Source organism: Streptomyces sp. NPDC088733 (genome assembly GCF_044751185.1).
GTDB lineage: Bacteria > Actinomycetota > Actinomycetes > Streptomycetales > Streptomycetaceae > Actinacidiphila.
The window spans coordinates 433159-453147 of sequence record NZ_JBIVLH010000002.1 but is presented as its reverse complement, the minus strand read 5'-3'; the positions used below and the strand labels follow the sequence as shown (position 1 = coordinate 453147).

The window sequence follows — 19989 nt, the reverse complement described above, 5'->3', positions numbered from 1 at the left end:
GAACCGGAGGGAGTGCCGATGGCAGCCAAGGCCACGGGATCGTCCGCCGGGCACGCCGAGGCGAGGCCCTCCGCCCGCGCGCGCCTGCTGAAGGCGGCCAACGAGCTGTTCTACGACGAGGGAGTGCAGACCGTCGGCATCGACCGGGTCATCGACCGGGCCGGTGTGGCCAAGGCGTCCCTCTACAACACCTTCGGCAGCAAGGACGAGTTGGTCCATGCCTACCTGGAGGCCAGGCACGCCGCCACCGCCCGTCGCGTGCTCGCCGCCGTCGATCGGCACGACACCCCGCGCGACCGGCTGCTCGGCGTCTTCGACGCCCAGGCGGAGGCGTTCACCGGCCCCGGGTACCGCGGCTGCGCGTTCATCGCGGCCGGTGCCGAGGCCAAGCCCGGCAGCAGGACGGAAGAGGCCTCGAACGACTACCGGGCCTGGGTGCGCGGTCTGCTGACCCGGCTGGCGCGGGAGGCGGGTGTCGTGGATGCGGAGGCCCTCGGGCGCCGGCTGCAGCTGCTCTACGACGGCTCCGCCGTCTCCGTCCGGATGGACGGGGACCCCGGCGCGGGCTCCGCGGCGCGGGCGGTCGCCGAGGTGCTGCTGGACGCGGCCCTGGCCGGCCAGGCGCCGGACCCCGGCGGCAGCCCCGGGTGACCGCGCCTGCCAGGGCGAGCACGTCGACGCCCGCGATGTCGAGGAAGTCGCCGCCGGGGACGCGCAGGAGCTCCGAGAACTCCGGCGGGCCCCGCATGTGCGGTTGACGCGGACGACGTGGGTCACCGGTACCCGGTAGCGCGCGGCGGTTCACAGGGCGAAGCGCCGTTGGGCCCGGGATCGCCGAAGACCGCGCTCCTCCCGTGGTGGCGCGCGCGGCGGGGTGTCCCACGACCGTAGGAGCGCCCCATGGAGGGGCAAATCGGCGCAGGTCACGCGCTGTTCACCGGTCATCCGTGCCGGCGGGGCACGGGCCGCGGCCCGTGGAGGGCGTCTGGCCGCGGCCCACGGTGTTAGGCCGACCGGAAGGGGCTCTTCGCGGCGAATTCATGTATTTGCGCATGCATCTTTCTAGCGTCGGGACCGCACTGCTCACCCAGGGCAGTGGACGAAAGGCGGTAGTCCTGATGCAGGCCCCAATGCGACCTGACGCTCCCCAAGAGCCGGCAGGCGGCCACCTGTCCCGAAGGAAACTCTTCGTCGCGGCAGGTGCGGCCGTCGCCGTCGCGACCATAGGCGCGGGCGTCGCCGACGCCGCGACGGCCACCGGCGGTCCGGGGAGCCCCGCCCCGGAGGACGTGGCTGCGAAGAAGGCCAAGGTCAAGGCCCCCAAGGGCACGTGGCTCGCCGGCGACACTCATGTGCACGACGACCACTCCTCCGACGGCAGCGGTCCCCGCCAGACCTCGAAGCAGACCCTCCCGGGCAACCTCCCGGTAGGCGACCAGATCGCGCAGGGCGAGAAGGTCGGCCTGGACTTCATGCCGCTGACCGACCACCGCACCTACGACCAGGTGTGGGACCCGCAGTGGGCCTCCTCCGCCCTGCTCCTGCTGCCCGGTGAGGAGGCCAACGGCTCCCCGCACGCCATCGTGCTCGGCAACGTCGACGTGGTGGTCGACGGCGCCAACCCGCCCGGTTCGGCGGCCTACCGGCACGTCCAGCAGTCGGTGTGGGACGTCCACGCCCAGAACGCCGTGTGGTCGCAGGCGCACCCCGACGACGGCGAGTACACGCGGGCCGGCGGCGTCAACGCCAACGCCAGTGTGCAGGGCAGCGACCTGGTCGAGGTGCTGAACGTCGCGAGCGACCCCGACGTGGAGATGGAGTACGCCGAGAACCGCTGGAACCACGGCTTCCGCTTCGGTGTGGCCGCCGCCAGCGACTGCCACTTCCGCGAGCTGTGGGACATCGACAGCCCCGGCGAGCCCACCACCCGGGTCTTCGCCGCGCAGCGGTCGGTCCGCGGCATCCTCGACGGCTTCCAGGCCGGCCGCACCAGCGTCTCGCAGAACATCACCGGTCCGTTCGTCACGCTGGAGGCCGACGCCGACGGCGACGGCGTCTTCGAGGCGATCGGCGGCGACGAGATCGTGGTCCCCGCTCGCAAGCTCCCCCGCAAGGCGAGCCTGCGGGTGAAGGTGAAGTCCGGCAAGGGCACCACCGTGCACGTGTACGCCGCGCCCGGACGCTCCGCCGGCCCGGTCGCCACCTTCGTCCCGCGGACGGCGAACGAGACGTACGAACTGCCGCTCGACATCAAGGGCGGCGACCACACCTGGTACCGGGTCGAGGTCCGTTCGCCCGGCAGCGCGTCGGGCTCGGAGGCCGACCCGACCCTCCCGGACCAGCTGCGCGCCGCGACCTCCCCGATCTTCCTGTCGGTCGGCGCGCCCGCCGAACCCGCCCCGGAGATCCCGCTGCCCGCCGCGGACACCACCGCCGACCGTGCGGACCGGGTCACCGGTGAGACGGGCCTGTTCACCGGCTTCGCCGACGTGGCGGTGGTCGGTGACGTCACCCACGTCGTCGCCGAGGTGCACGAGGACCAGGCGACCCGGGTCGTCCACGTCATGCTCGACCGCAAGGGCCGGCCCGGCAAGGTCCGTACCCTGTCCGGCGATTCGCCGACCGCCCGCTTCCCGCGGATCGCCGCCCACGGCGACGACGTGTGGGTGGTGTGGCAGGACGAACTCGGCAAGGAGCAGCCGCACCGGCCGGTGGTCCTGATGGCGACCAGCGGCAACGGCGGCCAGTCCTTCAAGGCCCCCCAGAAGATCAGCAAGGGCAAGGGGCGGGCGATCCAGCCGGCGCTGGCTCTCGTGGAGGACAAGCACCCGCTGGTCGTCTGGTCCGACAACAGCGGCGGCGCCTTCGACGTGTACGCGCAGATCGTCGGCGTCGACAAGGCCGCGGTGAACGTGTCCGCGGCGGGCAAGACCACCAGCCCCGGCACCCCCGCCGACGCACGGTCACCCCGCTACCCCGCCTCGCTCTTCCCGGCCGTCACCGTCGTCGACGGCAAGCGCGCCGTCGTGACCTGGCAGGACGACCGCTACGACCCGGACCCGCTGTGGACCGGGCACACCCCGCCGGCCGGTCAGCCCGCGAGCGGCGGCACCGACCCCGACAACTGGCAGATCCTCGCCGCGGTCCGCACCGCACCGGGCCGCCCCTGGGGCACCCCGGTCGCGGTGAGCGCGGTCACCGACCGCGCGGACCGGCACCCGAGCGTCGCGGTCGACGCGCACGGCACGCTCGTGGCGGTCTGGGAGTCCGGCGCCCTGCAGAGCTCCGGCGCCAACCTCCAGCTGCGGTCCAGCACTTCCACCGACGGCGGTGCCACCTGGGGTCCGTACCGGCAGGTCGCCCTCGACCCGAACGCCATGAGCCAGCGGGCGCGGCTGGCCCAGGACCCCGACGGCCGCGTGCGGGCGGTCTGGTACGACTCCCGCTCCGCCGACTGGCGTTGGAAGGTCCTCACTGCCACCGTCGACGCCGCCGGCACCTGGTCGGCGGCCGAGCAGGTCACCACGCTCGGCAACAACACCTGGCCCGCCCTGCACGGCGGCACGGTCGTCTTCACCACCGACCGCGACGCCACCCGCACCCAGCGGGACGTCACCCAGCAGGTCTACCGGACCCGGCTGGCCTGATCCGTGTGCCCGTCCGGCCCCGGAACCGTACGGCGATCGCCGTCACCGGGGCCGGACGGCCGCGGCGGTGCGGCACCCTCCATCGTTGCGCCGTGTCGAGTCACACCGTGGTAATCGGCGCTGCGCACATCGTGGTACGGGACATACCGGCGCCGGCGCCAGAGGTACCAGTACGCGTAGCCCACCCCCTTGAGGACGCCGAGGACGGAACGGACGGCGAGATCGCGGAGCACGGGGAGTCCTGAGGTTGTCCAAGAGGGCCGGCTGATGCCGTGTCCGCATCGAAACGGACGCCGGGGACGGGGGGATTGCCGCAGGGCGTCGGCCGGGCGAACGCGGCTGTGCGCGCCGGTGTGTGGCGCTGCGCGGGAGGCGCCCGGCGGGAGTTCGTACCGGCCGCTGGACCGGTTATCGAAACGTGTCTTGACCTGCACAGCACAAGGCTCGTAACTTCCGCCTGCTCGATCATTTCAAGACGAGCTTCACACATGGCCTTGGGGGCAATCGCATGAACTGGTACCTCGACGTGCTCAAGAAGTACGCCGACTTCAACGGGCGGGCGCGCCGCACCGAGTACTGGATGTTCACGCTGTTCAACGTGATCATCTACGTCGTGCTGCTCCTCGTGGGTCGCGCCATCGGCTTCTCCCTGCTGCCGGCCCTGTACGGGATCGCGGTGCTCCTGCCCACGATCGCCGTCGGTGTCCGCCGGCTGCACGACACCGGCCGTACCGGCTGGCTGTACCTGCTCGGCCTGATCCCGTGCGTCGGCGGCATCATCCTGCTGGTCTTCTTCTGCGGCGACAGCCAGCCCGGCGACAACGAGTACGGGGTGAACCCGAAGCTCGTCGCCGGTCCGGCCGTCTGACGTCCCCCGCGGCGCACGGCGGAGCGGTCCTGGACGACGGCGTCCGGGACCGCCCCGCCGTGCGCCGACGCCGTCCGCGGGTCAGGCGGCGATCACGGCCGCGGTCGTCCGGCCGCCGTCCACGTCGAGGGTGATCCCGTGGACGAACCGCGCCTCGTCGGAGGCGAGGTACACCGCGGCCTGGGCGATGTCCTCGGGGGAGCCGACGGTTCCCGCCGGAGTACCCACCATCAGCGCTTCGGCGCTGTGCCCGGGGGCCAGGATCACTCCCGGGGAGATGGCGTTGACGCGTACTCCGCTCGCCCCGAACTCGGCGGCCCACGCGCGCGTGAGCGTCTCCACCGCGCCCTTGGTGGAGCTGTAGAGCGCGCCGCGGGGCAGGCCCAACCGCGCGATCCACGAACCCAGGTTGACGATCGCGCCACCGCCGGCCGCGGCCATGGCCGGGGCGACCGCCGCCGTGAGGAAGAACGGCGCCTTCATGTTGACGGCGATGACCCGGTCGAAGGTCTCCTCGTCGGTCTCGGGTGTCGCCGGGCCCGGGTAGATGCCCGCGTTGTTGACCAGGATGTCGATGCGCCCGCCGAGGGCCCGGCCGGCCTCCTCGGCCAGCTGCCGCGAGGCGGCGGCGCTGCCGTCGAGGTCCGCGGGGACGAACGTGGCGGCGCCGCCCCGGGCGCGGATTTCCGCCACGACCTCTTCCCCGCGCTCCTTGCTGCGCCCCGAGACGGCCACGTGCGCCCCCTCCGCACCGAAGGCCAGGGCGATGGCCCGGCCGATGTTGCTGGTGGCCCCGGTGACCAGGGCGGTCTTGTGCTGCAGACGTGCGGTCATGATCGTGCTGCCCCTCTGGGTGCGGACGGAACGGGGTCCACCTTGCGTCGAGGAAATTGGACCCGCAAGTCCATCTTTCGGGGGCCGGCACGGGCGCGGCCCGCGCTGCCCGGCGGTCTCAGCCCACGCCCGCGGCCCATTCCCCGAGCGCGGCGAAGTCGCCGGGGGCCAGCCCGATCCGCGGGTCGATGCGGTGCAGCAGGGCCGGACCCTCGTGGTGGGCGGCCACCCAGGCACGATCCGCATCGGTGATCTCGTCGTCCACCCACGCGAACGCACGGCCCTCCGCCCATGCCACGATCTCCGGGGTCTTCCAGAACACACCGCCGCCCGGCTCCGCACGGGGCGAGGCCCACGCGACGAACGGCAGCGCGGGCAGCCCCAGCACCGGGGCGATGAAGTCGTTGGCCTCGTCCTCCCACATGGTGGCCCACACCAGGTCGAAGGGCAGCGCCCGCAACGCGGGCCCGTGCTCTGGATTGAGCCACACGCGAAGGGGCCTGATCCGCCTGCCCGTCAGCCCCCATGCGGACCGCCGGGCCTGCTCGGCCGCCGCCCAGCGGGGTGTGAGCATCCGGTGCGTCCCGTAGCCGTGCGGCCGTTGGTGCCGCTTCGCCGCGTACGGATTCAGCGGTCCGTCCACGTCCACCATCAGTACCGGGCGCATCCCGCCCCACCCCCTCGGTCCTGTGTGCGGAACCCTAGCCGGGACCTCGCCTCTCCCGCCCGGGAAAAAATCGGCACCGCGGCCGCAACGCCCGCGGGCGCCGCGCGTCTGTGTGGACGAATGGACCGTCGCGCCGTGCCCGCGCGACGGTGCTCCCAGGCACCCACACCCAAGGACGAACGTGAGAACAACCCGCTGGGCGATCCCGGTTGCCCTGCTGTGCCTCGGCGGACTGTCGGCCTGCTCCTCCGCACCCGAGGCCGCCGACGTGCCGGAGCCCACCAAGGCGTCGGTGCGCCAGTCGTCGGCCGGCAAGCCCTCGCAGCGGCCCGGCCTGCGCCCGCCCAGTGCCCACCCGCCCGTCGCCTACAAGCCCAGCTGGCCCGACCGGACCACCCGCACCAAAGCCGGGTACCTCGTCGACACCTGTGTCCCGGAGTCACTCCGCGACAAGGCGACGACGCTGACCACCAGCGACGGCGTCCATCTGTCCGCCCTCGAACTCGGCGACGGCCCCGACGGTGTGCTCCTCGATCACGAACAGGGCTACAACATCTGCTCGTTCCTCGGCATCGGGAGGAAGCTCGCCGCGCGCGGCTACCGTGTGGTGATCCCGGAGTACCGCAACCACGGGGCGTCCGAGCACCTCGCGGACAACGAGCACATCGAGCGCGACGCACGTGCGGGCCTCGCCGAACTCAAGCGCCTCGGTGCGAAGCGGGTCTTCCTCGGCGGCGCGTCGTGCGGCGGCAGCACGGCCGCCGTCGTCGGGGCCGAGGGCGAACTTCCCGTGGTGGGGCTGCTGATGATGTCCTCACCCGCCCGGTGCGGCGGCGTGGACGCGGTGGCGGCGGCGCGGAAGATCGACGCCCCGTCCCTGTTCGTCGTGTCCCCGGGGGACATGCTGGGCGCGGTGGAGAAGCAGGTGCGTGAGGTCTACGCGGCGTCGGCGGCCACGCAGAAGCGGCTCGTCATCGATCAGAGCGGCTACCACGGGACCGACATGATCCGGCGCGGGCGGCGCGGCGCCGCCCTGGAACGCGACGTCATCGCGTTCGTCGTGGCCGCGTACGACAAGGCGCGCTGACGTCCGGTCCGTTCCCGGCGGGCTTCCCGGTGCCCGAGCCCGGGACCTGGGTGTGTCGGCCGGAACGTGCTGGTTTAGGGTGAAAGCACCACCGGGGCACAGGGTTTCGGTGGAGGCGCGGGCGGATGATGTGATCTCCCTAGGGTAATTCTGCCCGCGCCGCGCAGTCATGCCCGCGCCCTCTGCCTCAGGCCCGTACGACGTCCGCGCGGCACGCGTCGTCCCGGCCGCGGACGGCCCGGCGACGCGCACCGCGCGGCGGTGGTCGGTCGGTCAGCTCTCCTGTGTCGTGCGTTCGAGCAGGGCCTTCTCGACGGCGTTCTGCACCCGGGCGTCCTCGCGCACCTTGCGGCGTGCGCGGGCGCGGCGTGCGAGGAGGAACCAGCCGACGAGGGCCGCGATCACGACGACGACGAGCACGAGCAGCGTCCACGGGACGGCCCAGCCGTGGGCCGTGGCCTGGACTGCCTTGAGCGGGGTGGTGGTGCCCGAGGCGTCGGTGAGGAGCGGGGAGAGGGTCGCCTTCGCCGTCAGGCTCACGGCCGGCGCGACGCCGTGGACGGGCACCTTCACCTGCCAGGTCTCGCCGGGCAGCAGTTCCGGCGAGGCGGGGATGCTGCCGGCCTCGGCGCTCAGCCATCCGAACGGGCCCGTGACGGAGACCGCCTGGCGGGTCGACAAGGTGGCGTTGCCGGTGTTGTGAATGGTGTAGGTGACGGTGGCGTCGCCCTTGGCGAACGGGTTCGCGGTGCCGGCGTAGTCGACGTGCAGGTCCTCGACCGCCAACTGCGGCTTGAGCGCGCCGCTGACCCGCAGCTTGACCCGGATGCCCAGGCGCCGGTCCACGTTGATGCCCGCGGCGTCGTCGGACTGCTTGAGGGAGGTGAGGATGCCGCCCACGTGGTCGCCGGGCGTGGCGTTGGCGGGGACGCTGACGGTGAAGGGGATCTGCGCGGTCTTGCCGGGCTTGATCTCGACACTGTCGCGGTCGGCGTGGACCCAGGCCCCGATGCCGACGGACTTCTTGTCCTTGGTGAGCAGGTCGAGCTGACCCGTCTCGGTGGTGTAGCCGTCCGCGGCGTAGAGCGCCAGGCGGAGCGTGGACTTGCTGTGGTTGGCCACGACCATGGCGTCCTTGACCTGGCCGCCGGGGTTCACGTCGTAGCTGTAGCTGGACCGGTCGTCGCCGTACCCGTTCGCGGCCGTCCTGACCGTCCAGGTGACGTCGCCGTCGGCCGCCCGCGCGGGGCCGCCGCTCAGGCCGGTGAACGCGAAGGCCAGGAGCAGGGCCAGGGCGACGGTGCGGACGCGCGCGATGGCGGCGGTCGTCCGGTGCGGTACGGGTGCGTGCATCTCGGGATTCTCCTGCAACGGGGAGGCGGGGCGGGCACCGGACGGTGCCCGCCCCGCCAAGGTGGAACGGGTCCGATCAGCTGCTGAGCGCGGTGATCGTCAGGGTGGCGCGGTAGTCACCCTTCTGGACGCTGTCCGGGATCTTCAGATCCAGGTCGGCGCCCACCTTGGCCTCGCCGCGCGGGTGGCCCTGCTCGGCGGAGGCGAGACCACGCGAGATCGCGAGGCCCTGGCCCTGGTCGTCGTAGCCCGAGGCGACCGACGCGTTGGCCGTGGCGCCCGCACCGTCGACCAGGACGCGGGGCGTCCAGCCGAGGAAGGAAGCCGCGAACGTCTTGTCGGCGTCCTTGAACGCGCTGACGCTGGCCGAGACCGACCACGGGGCGAGCGAGCGGCGGCTGTCGGAGACGACGATCGGGTTGATCCGGCCGTCGGCCTCGAAGTGGTTGCCGTTCTTCTCCTCGGCGGTGCCGAGGTCCACCAGGCCGTTGTAGCCGTCGATCGTCCAGCCGAACTCGCCCGGAGCCGGGTTCGGGACGTTGACCTGGAGGTCCTGCGCGTCACCGTGGTACGGGTGCACCGTGACGTCGTCGACGTGCGAACCGACCGGCTGGTCGGCGCCGTTGGCGGCGCTGCGGATGTTCTCGACCACGAGCTTGTCGTTGCGCACCTGCACCTTGACGTAGGTGCGGACGTGCTCCTGGTTCTGAACCGAGTTGTACCAGTAGTTCTTCGGGTTCAGCGGGTCGGCGCCGTTGCCCGCACCACTCGTGCCGCTGTTGTCCGGCGCGGTGATGTCGTAGTACTTCGAGCCCGAGGCGGAGTTGGCCGTCACGTACAGGACGCCGCCGGGACCCGGGTACACGTCGGCGGCACCCGGCTTCTCGGCCGGGTTCTCCTTCTCGCCGTTCTTGATCAGGTAGCTGCGGGAGTAGCTGTGGTCGTGGCCCTGCAGGACCAGGTCCACACCGAGCTTGGAGAACGTGGTCGGGAAGTCCAGACGACGCTGCTTGTTGTCGCCGTCCTTGGCGTGCGAGGCCGGCGAGTAGATCGCGTGGTGGTAGACGAGGACCTTCCACTTGGCCTCGTTGCCGTGCTTGTTGATGACGTCGGTCACGTAGTTCACGTGTGCCGCGTCACCGGCGCCGTTGGCGGAGTTGTAGCTGTTGCTGTTCAGGTCGATGAACAGGACATCCTTGTAGATGTACCAGTAGTCACCGCCCGACTTGGTGCCGTCGGGGTTCCCGTTGTCGTAGTACGGGGCCGAACGGTCGGTGTTCGGGGTGGTGAAGTGCTGCTCGTAGGCCTTGCCGCCGACGTCGTGGTTACCGATGGTGGCGGCCCACGGGTACTGGCGGAGTCCGTCCGGGGCGAGGAAGGAGTTCCACTGGGACTCGGTGTTCGCCGTCTCGACCTGGTCACCACCCGACACCAGGATCTCGGCGTTCGGGTTGGCCTTCAGCGACACGTCGACCGTGTCCTGCCAGCCGGCCTGGTCAGCGGCCAGGTTGCCGGAGGAGCCGATCTGCGGGTCGCCGTAGAACAGGAAGTCGTAGTCGCCCTCGAAGTCCTGCGTCTTGAAGGCGTACGCCGTCGACCAGTTGCCGTCGGTGCCGACTCGGTAGGAGTAGGCCGTGTTCTCCTTCAGACCGGTGATCGTCGCGTGGCGGTTGAAGCCGCCGCTGGTCGCGATGTTCGCCGCGCCGATGGCGTCGAAGGTGGTGGCGTCGGCCGGGAACTCGCCGTTGACGAGCGCCGCGGTCGGGACGACCTGGACCTTCTGCGCCGTGTCGGCGGAGGAGTACCACGTGACGGTGCGCTGCGACTCGTTGGAGCCCACGCCGAGCACGATGCCGGTGATCGTGGACGCGTCAGCGGCGGTGGCGGGGGTCGCCAGGCCGCTGCCGAGGGCCACGCTCAGGCCGAGAAATGCCGCGGTGGCGCCAGTGGCGACACGGCGCCGCACAGGCCCGGAAGCCTGCGAGGAGTTGCTCGATCTCATGAGTTTTCGATCCTCTTGTGCACGATGTGTGTGCATGGAATGGAGATCAATAAACTGTCGGCTGTTGGTAAAGGGAAGCCAAATGCGATCTTCGAGTTGTCTGAACAACACACGGAAGGTATGTCGGTTTCAGACGCCGAACGCCCGCTGCACAAACCAGACCAGACCCATCGCGGCCACGCCCGCGGAGATGACACCTGTCGTCCACAGGCCGGTAACCGGCGACCGACGGCGGAGCAGGATCAGCACCGGGAAGACCACGGCGATGATGGCCAGCTGCACGGTCTCGATGCCCACGTTGAACACCAGCAGCGACCACAGCAGCGTCCACGACCATGCCGCCTCGATGCCCAGCGCGCCCGCGAAGCCGAGTCCGTGCACAAGACCGAAGCAGAACACGACGCCCAGGCGCGACCAGCCCGCGCGGTCCAGGCTGAAGTGCCCGCCTCCCGCGGTCTCCAAGTCCGTGGCATGACCGCGACGACGCCAGATCCGCCACAGGTGCCAGCCGGCCACCACTGCGATCGACAGGGCGATGACGGGCTCCACGATCCGCGAGGGCACATCGACCACACCGAGCGCGGCAAGCATGAACGTCACCGAGTGCGCCAGTGTGAAGCTGGTCGCGGCGAGCACGATCTCCCGCGGCCGGCGCGAACCCGCGATGAGCGCCAGCAGGAACAGGATGTGGTCGATACCGGTCAGCAGGTGCTCGGCGCCCAGGCGGAAGAACTCCCAGAACCGCTCGTACCACGTCTGGCTGATCGAGAAGGACGGGTGCTCCGCGTCGATGGCCGCGCTGCCCGAGCGGCCGTCGAGGTCGTAGGTGACGATCGTCTTGACACCCTTGACGTAGCCCTCGGAGTCGGCGAACAGCCCGCCGCGCACCGCGTGGTCGTCGCCCTCCGCGGCGCAGGCCCAGTCGAGCGTCAGGCCGGCGTACGGCACGCCCTCCCGCTGCCCCATAGTGAACCCGCCGACCTGCGACGGGGTGCAGGCCTTGCCGGCGGAGGAGACGGAGAAGCGCTTGGTGACATAGGCGACCGCCGACGCGGCGTGGGCGTCGAGCGCCGCTCCCTGCGCCTTCTCGTCACCCGCGTCGAACGCTGCGGTGCCCTCCTTGAAGAGGGCGTCGTCGTGCTGGTAGTCGGCGGTCGACACGACGAAGAGGTCGTACTCGAGTTGCAGCGTCGTCCGTGTCCGGCCCTCGTCCCCCGAGGTGACGTTGACGTACACGGTCGACGAGAACCCGTGGGCCTGCGCCGGTTGTGCCAGGCCCAGGAAAGCGATCACGGCCGCGGCTGTCCCGATGACGGCGCGGCGGACACGTTGTGACATGTGGCTCCTTCAGGTTGCCAGTGCACGGTGCATGCCACGGGTGAACACGATGCGCCCTGTCGGCGAACCGTCGAACAACAACATCGAGAACGGGACCCGCGAACGACCGCGGACGCGAACGGGGGAGCAGGATGGGGGACGCACCACCCTCACCACTCGGAGGACGATCACCTTGCGCGCCCCGCTTCGCGCCCTCGCCACGCTGGCCGTGGCCGTCGCGCTGCTCACCGGATGCGGCTCCGGTGACGACTGGTCACGGCCGCACCCCGAGCCGACCGCCGTCGGCACGCTCGGCCCCGGGTTCGTCGACCCCGCCAACCCGCCAGGACCGGAGGCCACCGCCACCCCGCGGCCCGGCTCCTGGAGCGGGGTCCACCCGCCGCGGGGCTACCGCGTCGTGCTGCTCACCGCGGGCGACGACGCCCCGACCAAGGCGCTCGTCGCGGCGGTCAAGGGCTGGGCCGAGGCGGAGCACGTCGATCTCAGGACGGTGGCCGCCGACGGCTCGTCCGACTACATTCCGGCGGCGAGCAGGGCCCTGAAGATGCACGCCGACCTCATCGTCAGCGCGGGCAACGACCTGATCGACCCGCTCGCGATGGTCACCCCCAACCACCTGTCGCAACGGTTCCTGGTCGTGGGTGCCGAACTCGCCGAACCCACGCACAACGTGACGGCGGTCGACTGGTCCGGCGCCTCGTTCCGCGGTGAAGGACTCGGCATGTCGTCCACCTACGACGCCGCCTCGTTCACCACCGAGCGGTGCGAGGCGGCGATCAGGGCGGGCGTCGCGGCGGTGCTCAGCGACATGACCGGCATCGTGCTCTGGCTCGACAAGGTGTGACCGCCGGCGTCCGGTCCGGACGCACGGGCCTACGGCACGCTCGGCGACGGCGGGTCGCCGGCCCGGAGGCGGTACACCACACTGCGCCGCAGAGGGCCGTCCGGCACCTCGGGGTCGTCGAAGTCGTCGGCCGGGTCACGCGTCATGCCGACGCGGCGCATCACGGCCTGGGACCGCAGATTGGTCGCGGTCGTGACCGCGAGGATCTCGTCGAGACCGAGGTCCTGGAAACCGAAGGCCAGCACGGCCAGGGCCGCTTCGGTGGCGTAGCCGTGGCCCCACGCCGAACGGGCCAGGCGCCAGCCGGCCTCCACCCCGGTGAACGGCATGCCCTCGTCCACCGGGTCGAGCCCGGTGAACCCGATGAACTCCCCGGTGGACGCGACCTCCACGGCCCACCACCCCCAGCCACGCCGTTCGAGGTCGGCCTGGAACCGGGCCGCGGACGCGTCGCTCTGCTCCCGGGTGAGCACCCCGGGGAAGAACTCGCGGACCCGCGGATCGGCGTTGAGCGCGCCCCAGGGCGCGCGGTCGGAGTCCCGCCATCCGCGGAGCAGGAGGCGTTCGGTGCGCAGTTCGGTCATCGCGCCAACCTAGCCCGGTCTCCCGCGCGGGTCGATCGGATATACCTCTACACGAACCGGCAGGTGAGCCACTTCTCGTGGTCGTAGTGGTCCTGCGACGGATACCTGTCCACGAGGGGGACCACCTCCGTCGTGTCCTGCGGCCGTATGCGCTTGGGCAGTGCCCCGAACCTGGCCCGACGGGCCGCCGCGTCGGCATCCGCGGCCGGGACGGCAGCGGCGACGACGGTGACCCTGGGCGCCGCGGTGGCGGCGGGAGCTTCGGGCGCCTTGGTGATGTTCCGCGAGGTCTTCGACACGATCCGCTTCCTTGTCTGCTGGGTCCGCTGGGTCCGCTGGGTCCGCTGGGTCCGCTGGGTCCGCTGGGTCCGCTGGGTCGATCCGGCCATCGGTGATCAGTGGATGATGTGGAAGGTGAGATGCCGTTCCGTCTTGCCGGCCGGCACCGTGTGGACGTAGCCGCGTGCCGTGTCGTAGGCGCCGGAACCCCCGGTGATGGGGATGTCGATGGACGGGGCGGGCGGCAGGTGGAGCAGCACCTGACCGCTGATCTGTCCCTTGGGCAGGGCGAACGTTCCCACGCACTGCAGCGCGCTCGGTTCGAGGTGGACGTAGGTGCAGACCACGCTGTGGTCGCCGATCTTCTTGCCGTCGCGGTAGACGTCCTCGGCGATGACGAGCTCGTCGCCCAGGCTGAGCCCCTTCGTGCCCAGGTCCACCGAGGTGGACTGGGTCTGCCGGGCGACCAGTGCGAGTACTTCCGTGCGGGACGGGGCGGCGTGTGCGGCGGCAGGGGCCGCCGGGGCGGCAGAGGCGAGCGGGGCCGCGGCCAGGCCACCGGTGAGGAGGGCGGCCACGCCGGCCGCCGCGCTCAGGAGCCGTACCTTGCGGGTACTGCGTGTGTTCGGCATGCTGCGCGCGCCTTTCTCTCGGGAGCCGTGACCGGGATTCCGCTCCGTGTCCCTCGCCCAGGGGGCACCGGCCATGCCGGTCGTGGTTGATGACGACGCTCGCACAGGCTGCGTCACCCGTCAAGGTGGTGACGCTCACGTCGGTGGCGGGGTTGGCGCATGGGATGGCCGTGACGTGCGGCTCTGTCGTGACATGGACGACATGCGTCACCGGGTCACAGGATGATGCGCGGCGGCATCCCGGACGTCAAGGACGCCCGTCCCCGGGGATCGTTCCGGCGCTCTGTTCCCGGCGGTGAGGGCCTGATAGCGTCACCGTGCACGTGACCGACCGAGGAGGTGAGTCCCATCAACGCAGTCGCACGCTGGGCGCTCTCCTCCTGTACGGCCGCGCTGTCCATCTGAGACGGCCGGCCCCGGGAGCGCCCTCAGGCATCCCGGAAGGCCGCATTGCCATGCGCTCCACGACAGGGACGACCTCGAACGGCGTCTCGGAACTCCTCGCCGCCCAGGTCCCGCGGACCCCTGCCCTCGGCATGTCGCGCCGGATGCCTGCGCCCCGCACTCCCGCGGGTGATCTGCGCGCGTCAAGCCGTCCGGTGAGGGCGGCACTTGTTCCGAGCACTCGCCGAAAGGACCTCTGCCATGCCCGAGTTCGCCGCTTCTCCATCATTTTCCTCGGACTCGTTCTCCGCCCACGACGGAACCCGGCTCGCGTACCACTCCGCCGGTGACGGCGATCCCCTCGTCTGCCTGCCCGGCGGGCCGACGGACTCCGCGTACCTGGGGGACCTCGGAGGTCTCTCCGCGCATCGCCGGGTGATTCGACTCGACCTGCGCGGCACCGGCCGGTCGCAGGTCCCCGACGACCTCGCCTCCTGCCGGTGCGACCGGCTCGTCGACGACGTGGAGGCCCTGCGCGAGCATCTCGGGCTCGATCGCATGGACCTGCTCGCCCACTGCGCGGGGGCCAATCCGGCCGTCCAGTACGCGGCGCTCCGTCCCGGACGGGTCCGCGCGATGGTGCTGGTCACCCCCAGCGTCAGGGCGGTCGGCATCCCGATCGCCGGCGACCTCCGTCTCGCGACCGCGCGGCTGCGCAAGGACGAGCCCTGGTACCCCGCCGCCTACGCGGCGCTGGAGGCCATCGCTGCGGGACGGGGCGACGACAGCCACTGGGAGGCTGTCGCACCGTTCTCCTACGGGCGGTGGGACGAAGCCGCGCGCACCCATCACGCCGCCGCGGAGGAGCGGATGAACCAGATGAACCAGATGAACCAGGGTGTCATGGCCGCCTTCGGCGCCGACGGCGCTTTCACCCCGGACGCCACGCGCGCCGCGCTCGCCGACTTCGCGCCGCCGGTGCTCCTGCTGGCCGGAGAGGTCGACCCGGGTGCTCCGCCCGCGGCGGTCGCGGAGTTCGCCGCGCTCTTCCCCGCGGCCGGGCTCGTTGTCCAGCCGGGGGCCGGGCACCACCCGTGGCTCGACGACCCCGAGCGCTTTGTGGCGGCCACCGCCGGGTTCCTGGCGTAGCGGCGCTGTGCGACCGCGGGCCCGGGGGCACGGCCGGGCCCGCGCCCGGCCGTGCCGCCGAGTTCACTCCGGCGGGCCTCGCGCCGGGGGATCTCGTGGGAACGCTCCAAGATCGTCCGGCGATTGTTGTGCGCTGCGCGAGCCGGATCCGGGGCCGCGGCACCGGAGACTGGCAGCACGTGGCGGCCGTCTCGGCTCCGCCGATCCCTGAAAGGGACCTCAGGTGACCCAGCGCACCATCGCCCCCCGCAGCCGCGGATTCCTCTTCCTCGACGCGCACCCCGCCGGATGCGAACGCGTCGTCGAGGCCATGTGGTCCTCCGTCCCCGCGGCCCCTGCCGCGTCCCCGGAGGACCGGCCGGTCGCCCTCGTGATCGGCTCGTCCGCCGGATACGGACTCGCCGCCACGGTCGCCGGGCTCAAGCGGGCCGGCATCCGGGGCATCGGCGTCTGCTTCGAGAAGGGGCCCACCGAGCGGCGCACCGCCACGGCCGGCTGGTACCGCACGGCGACCACTGCCCGCCTCGCCCGCGAAGCCGGCGCCGACATGGTCTTCCTCAACGGCGACGCCTTCGGCGACGCGATGAAGGACCAGGTCGCCGATCTGCTCGCGCGGCGGTTCGGCGGACGCCTCGACCACCTCGTCTACTCGGTGGCCGCGCCCCGGCGCACCGACCCCGACACCGGCACCACGTTCGCCTCGGTGCTCAAACCGATCGGCGCGCCCCACCGTACGAAGACCCTCGTCTTCGGCGCCGACGGCGCACCCGAGATCCGCGACGTCGAGACGGCGCCCGCCGAGGGCGACGACGTCGAGCAGACCGTCGCCGTCATGGGCGGCGCCGACTGGGAGCGGTGGATCGACCGGCTCGCGGGCCGCGGGCTGCTCGCCGACGGCTTCAGCACCGTCGCCCTGTCCTACATCGGCTCCCCGCTGACCGCCGCGATCTACCGGCAGGGCACGATCGGCGCCGCCAAGGCCCACCTGGAGGCCACCGCCCGCCGCCTCGACGAACGGCTCGGCACCTCCGTCCGCGGCCGTGCCTTCACGTCCGTCAACGGCGCGGCCGTCACGCAGTCCTCGACCGCCATCCCCGGCATCGCCCTGTACGTGGGCCTGCTGCGGGGCGTGCTCGGCGACCGGCTCGTGCCGCCGGCCGCTCAGCTCACCGAGTTGTGGGACGGTCTGACCGGTGCGGCGGAACTGCCCCTGGACGACGAAGGACGGGTGCGCCTGGACACCTGGGAACTCGGGGACGACGTCCAGGCCGCCGTCGCCGACCGCTGGGACCGGGCGACCACCGGCACCATCGCCGGCCTCGCCGACCTCGACTGGTTCGGCGCCGAAGTGCGCCGCCTGTACGGCTTCGACGTGGACGGTGTCGACTACGGCCGCCCCGTGGAGACCGCGGTGGACTGGCCGGACCCCGCCGCTCCCGTCACCGCGTAGCCGCTCCGCGGTTCCTGAGCGGCTGTCAGGCCGCGGGTTCCAGCGCGTCCTCGGCCTCCGGACTGCCGCGACGGGCCCGGTCCCACGGCAGCACGACGAGGGCCGTGCCCACGGCCAGGCCCACCGCGGGCAGGACGGGGAACCGGCCGTCGGGCGCGAAGCCCTGCACGGCGAAGCGGGCGAGTGCGGGCACGGCGGCGGCCAGGCCGAGCCACACCAGCCAGGGGCGAGGCGGGGCGGCAGCGGGGCGGGTCCGCCCGGACGCTGCCGCCAAGCCGCGGTCCACGGGGCGCAACAGCCGTACGACGCCGGTCAGTACGAGGCCGAGCAGCAGCAGCCAGGGCACGCGGAGCGCCCACCACGACGGTGAACCGAACGCGGGCTCGGGGGCGAGCCCGGTGAGGTAGAACGCGGCGGCGACCACCAGCACCGGCAGCATGTGCCACAGGTACAGGGTCATGCTGACCCCGCCCACGGGACGGACCAGCCGCCAGACCCGGTCGTGCGCCAGCCACCGCCGCACCGCGGGGGCGACCAGCACGCACAGCCCCACCTGCGCCACCGCCCAGGCCAGCATGGCGACCGACGGCGGGTCGGTGTTGCCCGGGTCCTGCCCGGTCACCAGGATCAGGCTGACCGGGAACGGCCCGGGACCGACGAGGGCCGCGAAGACCACCGCGCCGCCCGCGGCCAGCGCCACGGGAGTCGTCCGGCGCCGCGTCAGCAGACCGTCCCCCCAGCAGAAGCCGAGCTGGTAGGCGACACCCCACACCAGGACGTAGTCGAGCAGGCCCACGTACGGCGCGTGCACGGTCAGCACCAGGACGTCGGCCACCACGGCCGCCGCTGCCACGGCCAGCGGCGCGCGGAGCCCCCAGCGGCCATGTGCCGCGTGCAGCACGGGTGTCAGGGCGCCGAGGACCAGGTACACGGGGAGGAACCAGAACTGCATGCCCATCGCCCAGCCCACCAGGGAGAGCGTGCCGGCGTCCACGCCGGCCGCCGCGCAGATCCCCACGGCGAGGAGCACCAGCCCGCTGTACACGGCGGTCGGCAGCAGCAGGCGCAGGGACCGCCGTCCCACCCACCCGGCGGCCGTGCCTCCCGCAGCCCGGGCGCGCGACCACGAGTCGCCCGCCGACCGGCCCCCGGCGAGGAAGAAGAGCGGCATGATCTGGAAGCCCAGGGTCAGCCACTGGGTCCAGGGAACGACGGCCAGCAGTTCCGGTGCGCTGGTCGCCCCGCCGGGTTCCCTGACCAGCCCGGTGATCAGCCAGTGGCCGAGCACCACGAGGACGATCGCCCACGCGCGGAGGAAGTCGACGTAACGGTCTCTGCTCATGCGTCGTCATGCTGCCCTCACCGCAGGTGGATCGGGCACCGGGAACCCGTGCCGCAACCAATCCGTGCCCGTCATGACATCACCACGCCGGACACCACGGCAGGCGCTGCGACCGGACTTTGTCCCGCGATCGGAAAAAGAGAGAGCTGATTCCTGCGCAACTTCTTCCCCCTCCGGGCAGCCGCTGCTACTTTCCCCTCGAAAGCCTCAAGGACAGGGCCGGCCGGTGGCCGGCCGCACATCCCCGTGCCACGGGGCAGGGGGAGGGGAGGGGCGCGTGAGACGTATGACGGCTCGACCCGCCAATGCGCACCAGGTGCGGCTGCTGCGGCTGCTCCGCGACGGCGGGCCCAGCTCCCGCGCCCAGATGGGGGACCTGATCGGGCTCTCGCGCTCCAAGCTGGCAGTCGAGGTCGACCGCCTGCTGGAGACCGGTCTCGTCGTCTCCGACGGTCTCGCCGCCTCGCGCGGCGGCCGCCGCTCGCACAACGTACGACTCGCCCCGAGCCTGCGCTTCCTGGGCGTCGACATCGGCGCCACCTCGGTCGACGTCGCCGTCACCAGCGCCGAACTGGAGGTGCTCGGCCACCTCAACCATCCGATGGACGTCCGCGAGGGCCCGGTCGCCGTCTTCGAGCGGATCCTCGAAATGGCCGCCAAGCTCCAGGCCGCCGGACTCGCCGAAGGGTTCGACGGCGCGGGCATCGGCGTGCCGGGGCCCGTCCGCTACCCGGAGGGCGTCCCGGTCGCGCCGCCCATCATGCCCGGCTGGGACGGCTTCCCGGTCCGCGAGGCGCTCAGCCAGGAACTGGGCTGCCCCGTCATGGTCGACAACGACGTGAACCTGATGGCGATGGGGGAGCAGCACGCGGGAGTCGCCCGCTCCGCCGCGGACTTCCTCTGCGTCAAGATCGGTACGGGCATCGGCTGCGGCATCGTCGTGGGCGGCGAGGTCTACCGCGGGGCGACGGGCAGCGCCGGCGACATCGGCCACATCCAGGTCGTGGACGGCGGGCGGCCCTGCGCCTGCGGCAACACCGGCTGCCTGGAGGCCCACTTCAGCGGGGCGGCACTCGTCCTCGACGCCAAAGAGGCCGCCACCTCCGGGCGTTCACCGGCGCTCGCGGCCCGGCTGGAGGCGGCGGGACGGCTGTCCGCGGCCGATGTCGCGGTCGCGGCGTCCGCCGGTGACGCGACCGCGCTTGAACTCATCCGCGAGGGCGGCAATCGCGTCGGGCAGGTCATCGCCGGACTCGTCAGCTTCTTCAACCCCGGACTCGTCGTGATCGGCGGCGGTGTCACCGGGCTCGGCCACACCCTGCTGGCCAGCATCCGCAGCCAGGTCTACCGCCAGTCGCTGCCCCTGGCGACCGGCAACCTCCCCATCGTCCTGGGCGAACTGGGCCCCACCGCGGGCGTGATCGGCGCGGCCCGGCTCATCAGCGACCACGTCTTCTCCCCGGCCTGACCGGCCCGCACCACCGGCAGGGCACCACAGGCACAGCACCACCGAGTCATCGGCACCACGG

At 72.1% G+C, this 19989-nt stretch carries 17 protein-coding genes; 8 read left to right on the top strand and 9 right to left on the bottom strand.

Annotated elements, in window-relative coordinates:
* Positions 1-18: 18 nt before the first annotated feature.
* From ACIP64_RS05380 to ACIP64_RS05370, 3 genes are all read left to right on the top strand, one after another.
* Positions 19-651 carry a TetR/AcrR family transcriptional regulator gene (locus ACIP64_RS05380; RefSeq protein ID WP_401582121.1) on the top strand — a complete coding sequence of 211 codons (633 nt, stop codon included), beginning with the start codon at positions 19-21 and terminating at the stop codon, positions 649-651.
* 479 nt (positions 652-1130) lie between these two features.
* Positions 1131-3647 carry a CehA/McbA family metallohydrolase gene (locus ACIP64_RS05375; RefSeq protein WP_401582119.1) on the top strand — a complete coding sequence of 839 codons (2517 nt, stop codon included), beginning with the start codon at positions 1131-1133 and terminating at the stop codon, positions 3645-3647.
* Positions 3648-4155: 508 nt separating this feature from the next.
* A complete protein-coding gene (locus ACIP64_RS05370; RefSeq protein WP_401582117.1) occupies positions 4156-4515 on the top strand; it encodes a DUF805 domain-containing protein in 360 nt (119 codons plus the stop codon).
* 81 nt (positions 4516-4596) lie between these two features.
* On the opposite strand, the gene ACIP64_RS05365 is transcribed toward ACIP64_RS05370, so the two are convergent.
* Positions 4597-5349, bottom strand: a complete 753-nt coding sequence (locus ACIP64_RS05365) for an SDR family NAD(P)-dependent oxidoreductase (protein WP_401582115.1) — start codon at positions 5347-5349, stop codon at positions 4597-4599.
* 118 nt (positions 5350-5467) lie between these two features.
* On the bottom strand, positions 5468-6016 hold the full coding sequence (locus tag ACIP64_RS05360; protein ID WP_401582112.1) for a hypothetical protein: 549 nt from the start codon (positions 6014-6016) through the stop codon (positions 5468-5470).
* 181 nt (positions 6017-6197) lie between these two features.
* Here ACIP64_RS05360 and ACIP64_RS05355 point away from each other — a divergent pair, with 181 nt between their 5' ends.
* Complete coding sequence (locus tag ACIP64_RS05355) at positions 6198-7103, top strand: alpha/beta hydrolase (protein WP_401582110.1); 906 nt, start codon at positions 6198-6200, stop codon at positions 7101-7103.
* Between the two features lie 273 nt (positions 7104-7376).
* On the opposite strand, the gene ACIP64_RS05350 is transcribed toward ACIP64_RS05355, so the two are convergent.
* The 3 genes from ACIP64_RS05350 to ACIP64_RS05340 all read right to left on the bottom strand — a co-directional run bounded on the left by ACIP64_RS05350 (position 7377) and on the right by ACIP64_RS05340 (position 11796).
* Entirely contained in the window at positions 7377-8456 is a 1080-nt protein-coding gene (locus ACIP64_RS05350) for a WxL protein peptidoglycan domain-containing protein (RefSeq protein WP_401582108.1), read from the bottom strand.
* A gap of 76 nt (positions 8457-8532) precedes the next feature.
* Positions 8533-10458 (bottom strand): fibronectin type III domain-containing protein, encoded by a 1926-nt coding sequence (locus tag ACIP64_RS05345; protein WP_401582106.1) that lies wholly within the window; start codon positions 10456-10458, stop codon positions 8533-8535.
* Between the two features lie 129 nt (positions 10459-10587).
* Positions 10588-11796, bottom strand: coding sequence for a HupE/UreJ family protein (locus ACIP64_RS05340; protein WP_401582104.1), 1209 nt, complete (start codon positions 11794-11796; stop codon positions 10588-10590).
* A gap of 172 nt (positions 11797-11968) precedes the next feature.
* Here ACIP64_RS05340 and ACIP64_RS05335 point away from each other — a divergent pair, with 172 nt between their 5' ends.
* The gene (locus tag ACIP64_RS05335) at positions 11969-12640 is read left to right on the top strand and encodes a hypothetical protein (protein ID WP_401582102.1); all 672 of its coding nucleotides are present in this window, start codon (positions 11969-11971) and stop codon (positions 12638-12640) included.
* Positions 12641-12669: 29 nt separating this feature from the next.
* On the opposite strand, the gene ACIP64_RS05330 is transcribed toward ACIP64_RS05335, so the two are convergent.
* The 3 genes from ACIP64_RS05330 to ACIP64_RS05320 all read right to left on the bottom strand — a co-directional run bounded on the left by ACIP64_RS05330 (position 12670) and on the right by ACIP64_RS05320 (position 14135).
* Positions 12670-13224 carry a GNAT family N-acetyltransferase gene (locus ACIP64_RS05330; protein ID WP_401582100.1) on the bottom strand — a complete coding sequence of 185 codons (555 nt, stop codon included), beginning with the start codon at positions 13222-13224 and terminating at the stop codon, positions 12670-12672.
* A gap of 47 nt (positions 13225-13271) precedes the next feature.
* Positions 13272-13523 carry a hypothetical protein gene (locus tag ACIP64_RS05325; RefSeq protein WP_401582097.1) on the bottom strand — a complete coding sequence of 84 codons (252 nt, stop codon included), beginning with the start codon at positions 13521-13523 and terminating at the stop codon, positions 13272-13274.
* Between the two features lie 96 nt (positions 13524-13619).
* The gene (locus ACIP64_RS05320; protein WP_401582094.1) at positions 13620-14135 is read right to left on the bottom strand and encodes a hypothetical protein; all 516 of its coding nucleotides are present in this window, start codon (positions 14133-14135) and stop codon (positions 13620-13622) included.
* Positions 14136-14780: 645 nt separating this feature from the next.
* Here ACIP64_RS05320 and ACIP64_RS05315 point away from each other — a divergent pair.
* Both ACIP64_RS05315 and fabV read left to right on the top strand, forming a co-directional pair.
* Positions 14781-15668, top strand: a complete 888-nt coding sequence (locus ACIP64_RS05315) for an alpha/beta fold hydrolase (protein WP_401582092.1) — start codon at positions 14781-14783, stop codon at positions 15666-15668.
* A gap of 223 nt (positions 15669-15891) precedes the next feature.
* Positions 15892-17118, top strand: a complete 1227-nt coding sequence (gene fabV, locus ACIP64_RS05310) for an enoyl-[acyl-carrier-protein] reductase FabV (RefSeq protein WP_401582090.1) — start codon at positions 15892-15894, stop codon at positions 17116-17118.
* Between the two features lie 25 nt (positions 17119-17143).
* Here the strand turns inward: fabV and ACIP64_RS05305 are convergent, their stop codons facing one another.
* The gene (locus ACIP64_RS05305; RefSeq protein ID WP_401582088.1) at positions 17144-18460 is read right to left on the bottom strand and encodes an acyltransferase; all 1317 of its coding nucleotides are present in this window, start codon (positions 18458-18460) and stop codon (positions 17144-17146) included.
* A 286-nt stretch (positions 18461-18746) separates the two neighbouring features.
* On the opposite strand from ACIP64_RS05305, the gene ACIP64_RS05300 reads away from it, so the two are divergent.
* Positions 18747-19928, top strand: coding sequence for an ROK family protein (locus ACIP64_RS05300; RefSeq protein WP_401582086.1), 1182 nt, complete (start codon positions 18747-18749; stop codon positions 19926-19928).
* Positions 19929-19989 lie beyond the last annotated feature (61 nt).

Bases quoted from the DNA above. Each gene is read 5' to 3' on its own strand.
- ACIP64_RS05380 (WP_401582121.1), top strand. From the start codon at position 19: ATGGCAGCCAAGGCCACGGGATCGTCCGCCGGGCACGCCGAGGCGAGG.
- ACIP64_RS05375 (WP_401582119.1), top strand. From the start codon at position 1,131: ATGCGACCTGACGCTCCCCAAGAGCCGGCAGGCGGCCACCTGTCCCGA.
- ACIP64_RS05370 (WP_401582117.1), top strand. From the start codon at position 4,156: ATGAACTGGTACCTCGACGTGCTCAAGAAGTACGCCGACTTCAACGGG.
- ACIP64_RS05365 (WP_401582115.1), bottom strand. From the start codon at position 5,349: ATGACCGCACGTCTGCAGCACAAGACCGCCCTGGTCACCGGGGCCACC.
- ACIP64_RS05360 (WP_401582112.1), bottom strand. From the start codon at position 6,016: ATGCGCCCGGTACTGATGGTGGACGTGGACGGACCGCTGAATCCGTAC.
- ACIP64_RS05350 (WP_401582108.1), bottom strand. From the start codon at position 8,456: ATGCACGCACCCGTACCGCACCGGACGACCGCCGCCATCGCGCGCGTC.
- ACIP64_RS05345 (WP_401582106.1), bottom strand. From the start codon at position 10,458: ATGAGATCGAGCAACTCCTCGCAGGCTTCCGGGCCTGTGCGGCGCCGT.
- ACIP64_RS05340 (WP_401582104.1), bottom strand. From the start codon at position 11,796: ATGTCACAACGTGTCCGCCGCGCCGTCATCGGGACAGCCGCGGCCGTG.
- ACIP64_RS05330 (WP_401582100.1), bottom strand. From the start codon at position 13,224: ATGACCGAACTGCGCACCGAACGCCTCCTGCTCCGCGGATGGCGGGAC.
- ACIP64_RS05320 (WP_401582094.1), bottom strand. From the start codon at position 14,135: ATGCCGAACACACGCAGTACCCGCAAGGTACGGCTCCTGAGCGCGGCG.
- ACIP64_RS05315 (WP_401582092.1), top strand. From the start codon at position 14,781: ATGCCCGAGTTCGCCGCTTCTCCATCATTTTCCTCGGACTCGTTCTCC.
- ACIP64_RS05305 (WP_401582088.1), bottom strand. From the start codon at position 18,460: ATGAGCAGAGACCGTTACGTCGACTTCCTCCGCGCGTGGGCGATCGTC.
- ACIP64_RS05300 (WP_401582086.1), top strand. From the start codon at position 18,747: ATGACGGCTCGACCCGCCAATGCGCACCAGGTGCGGCTGCTGCGGCTG.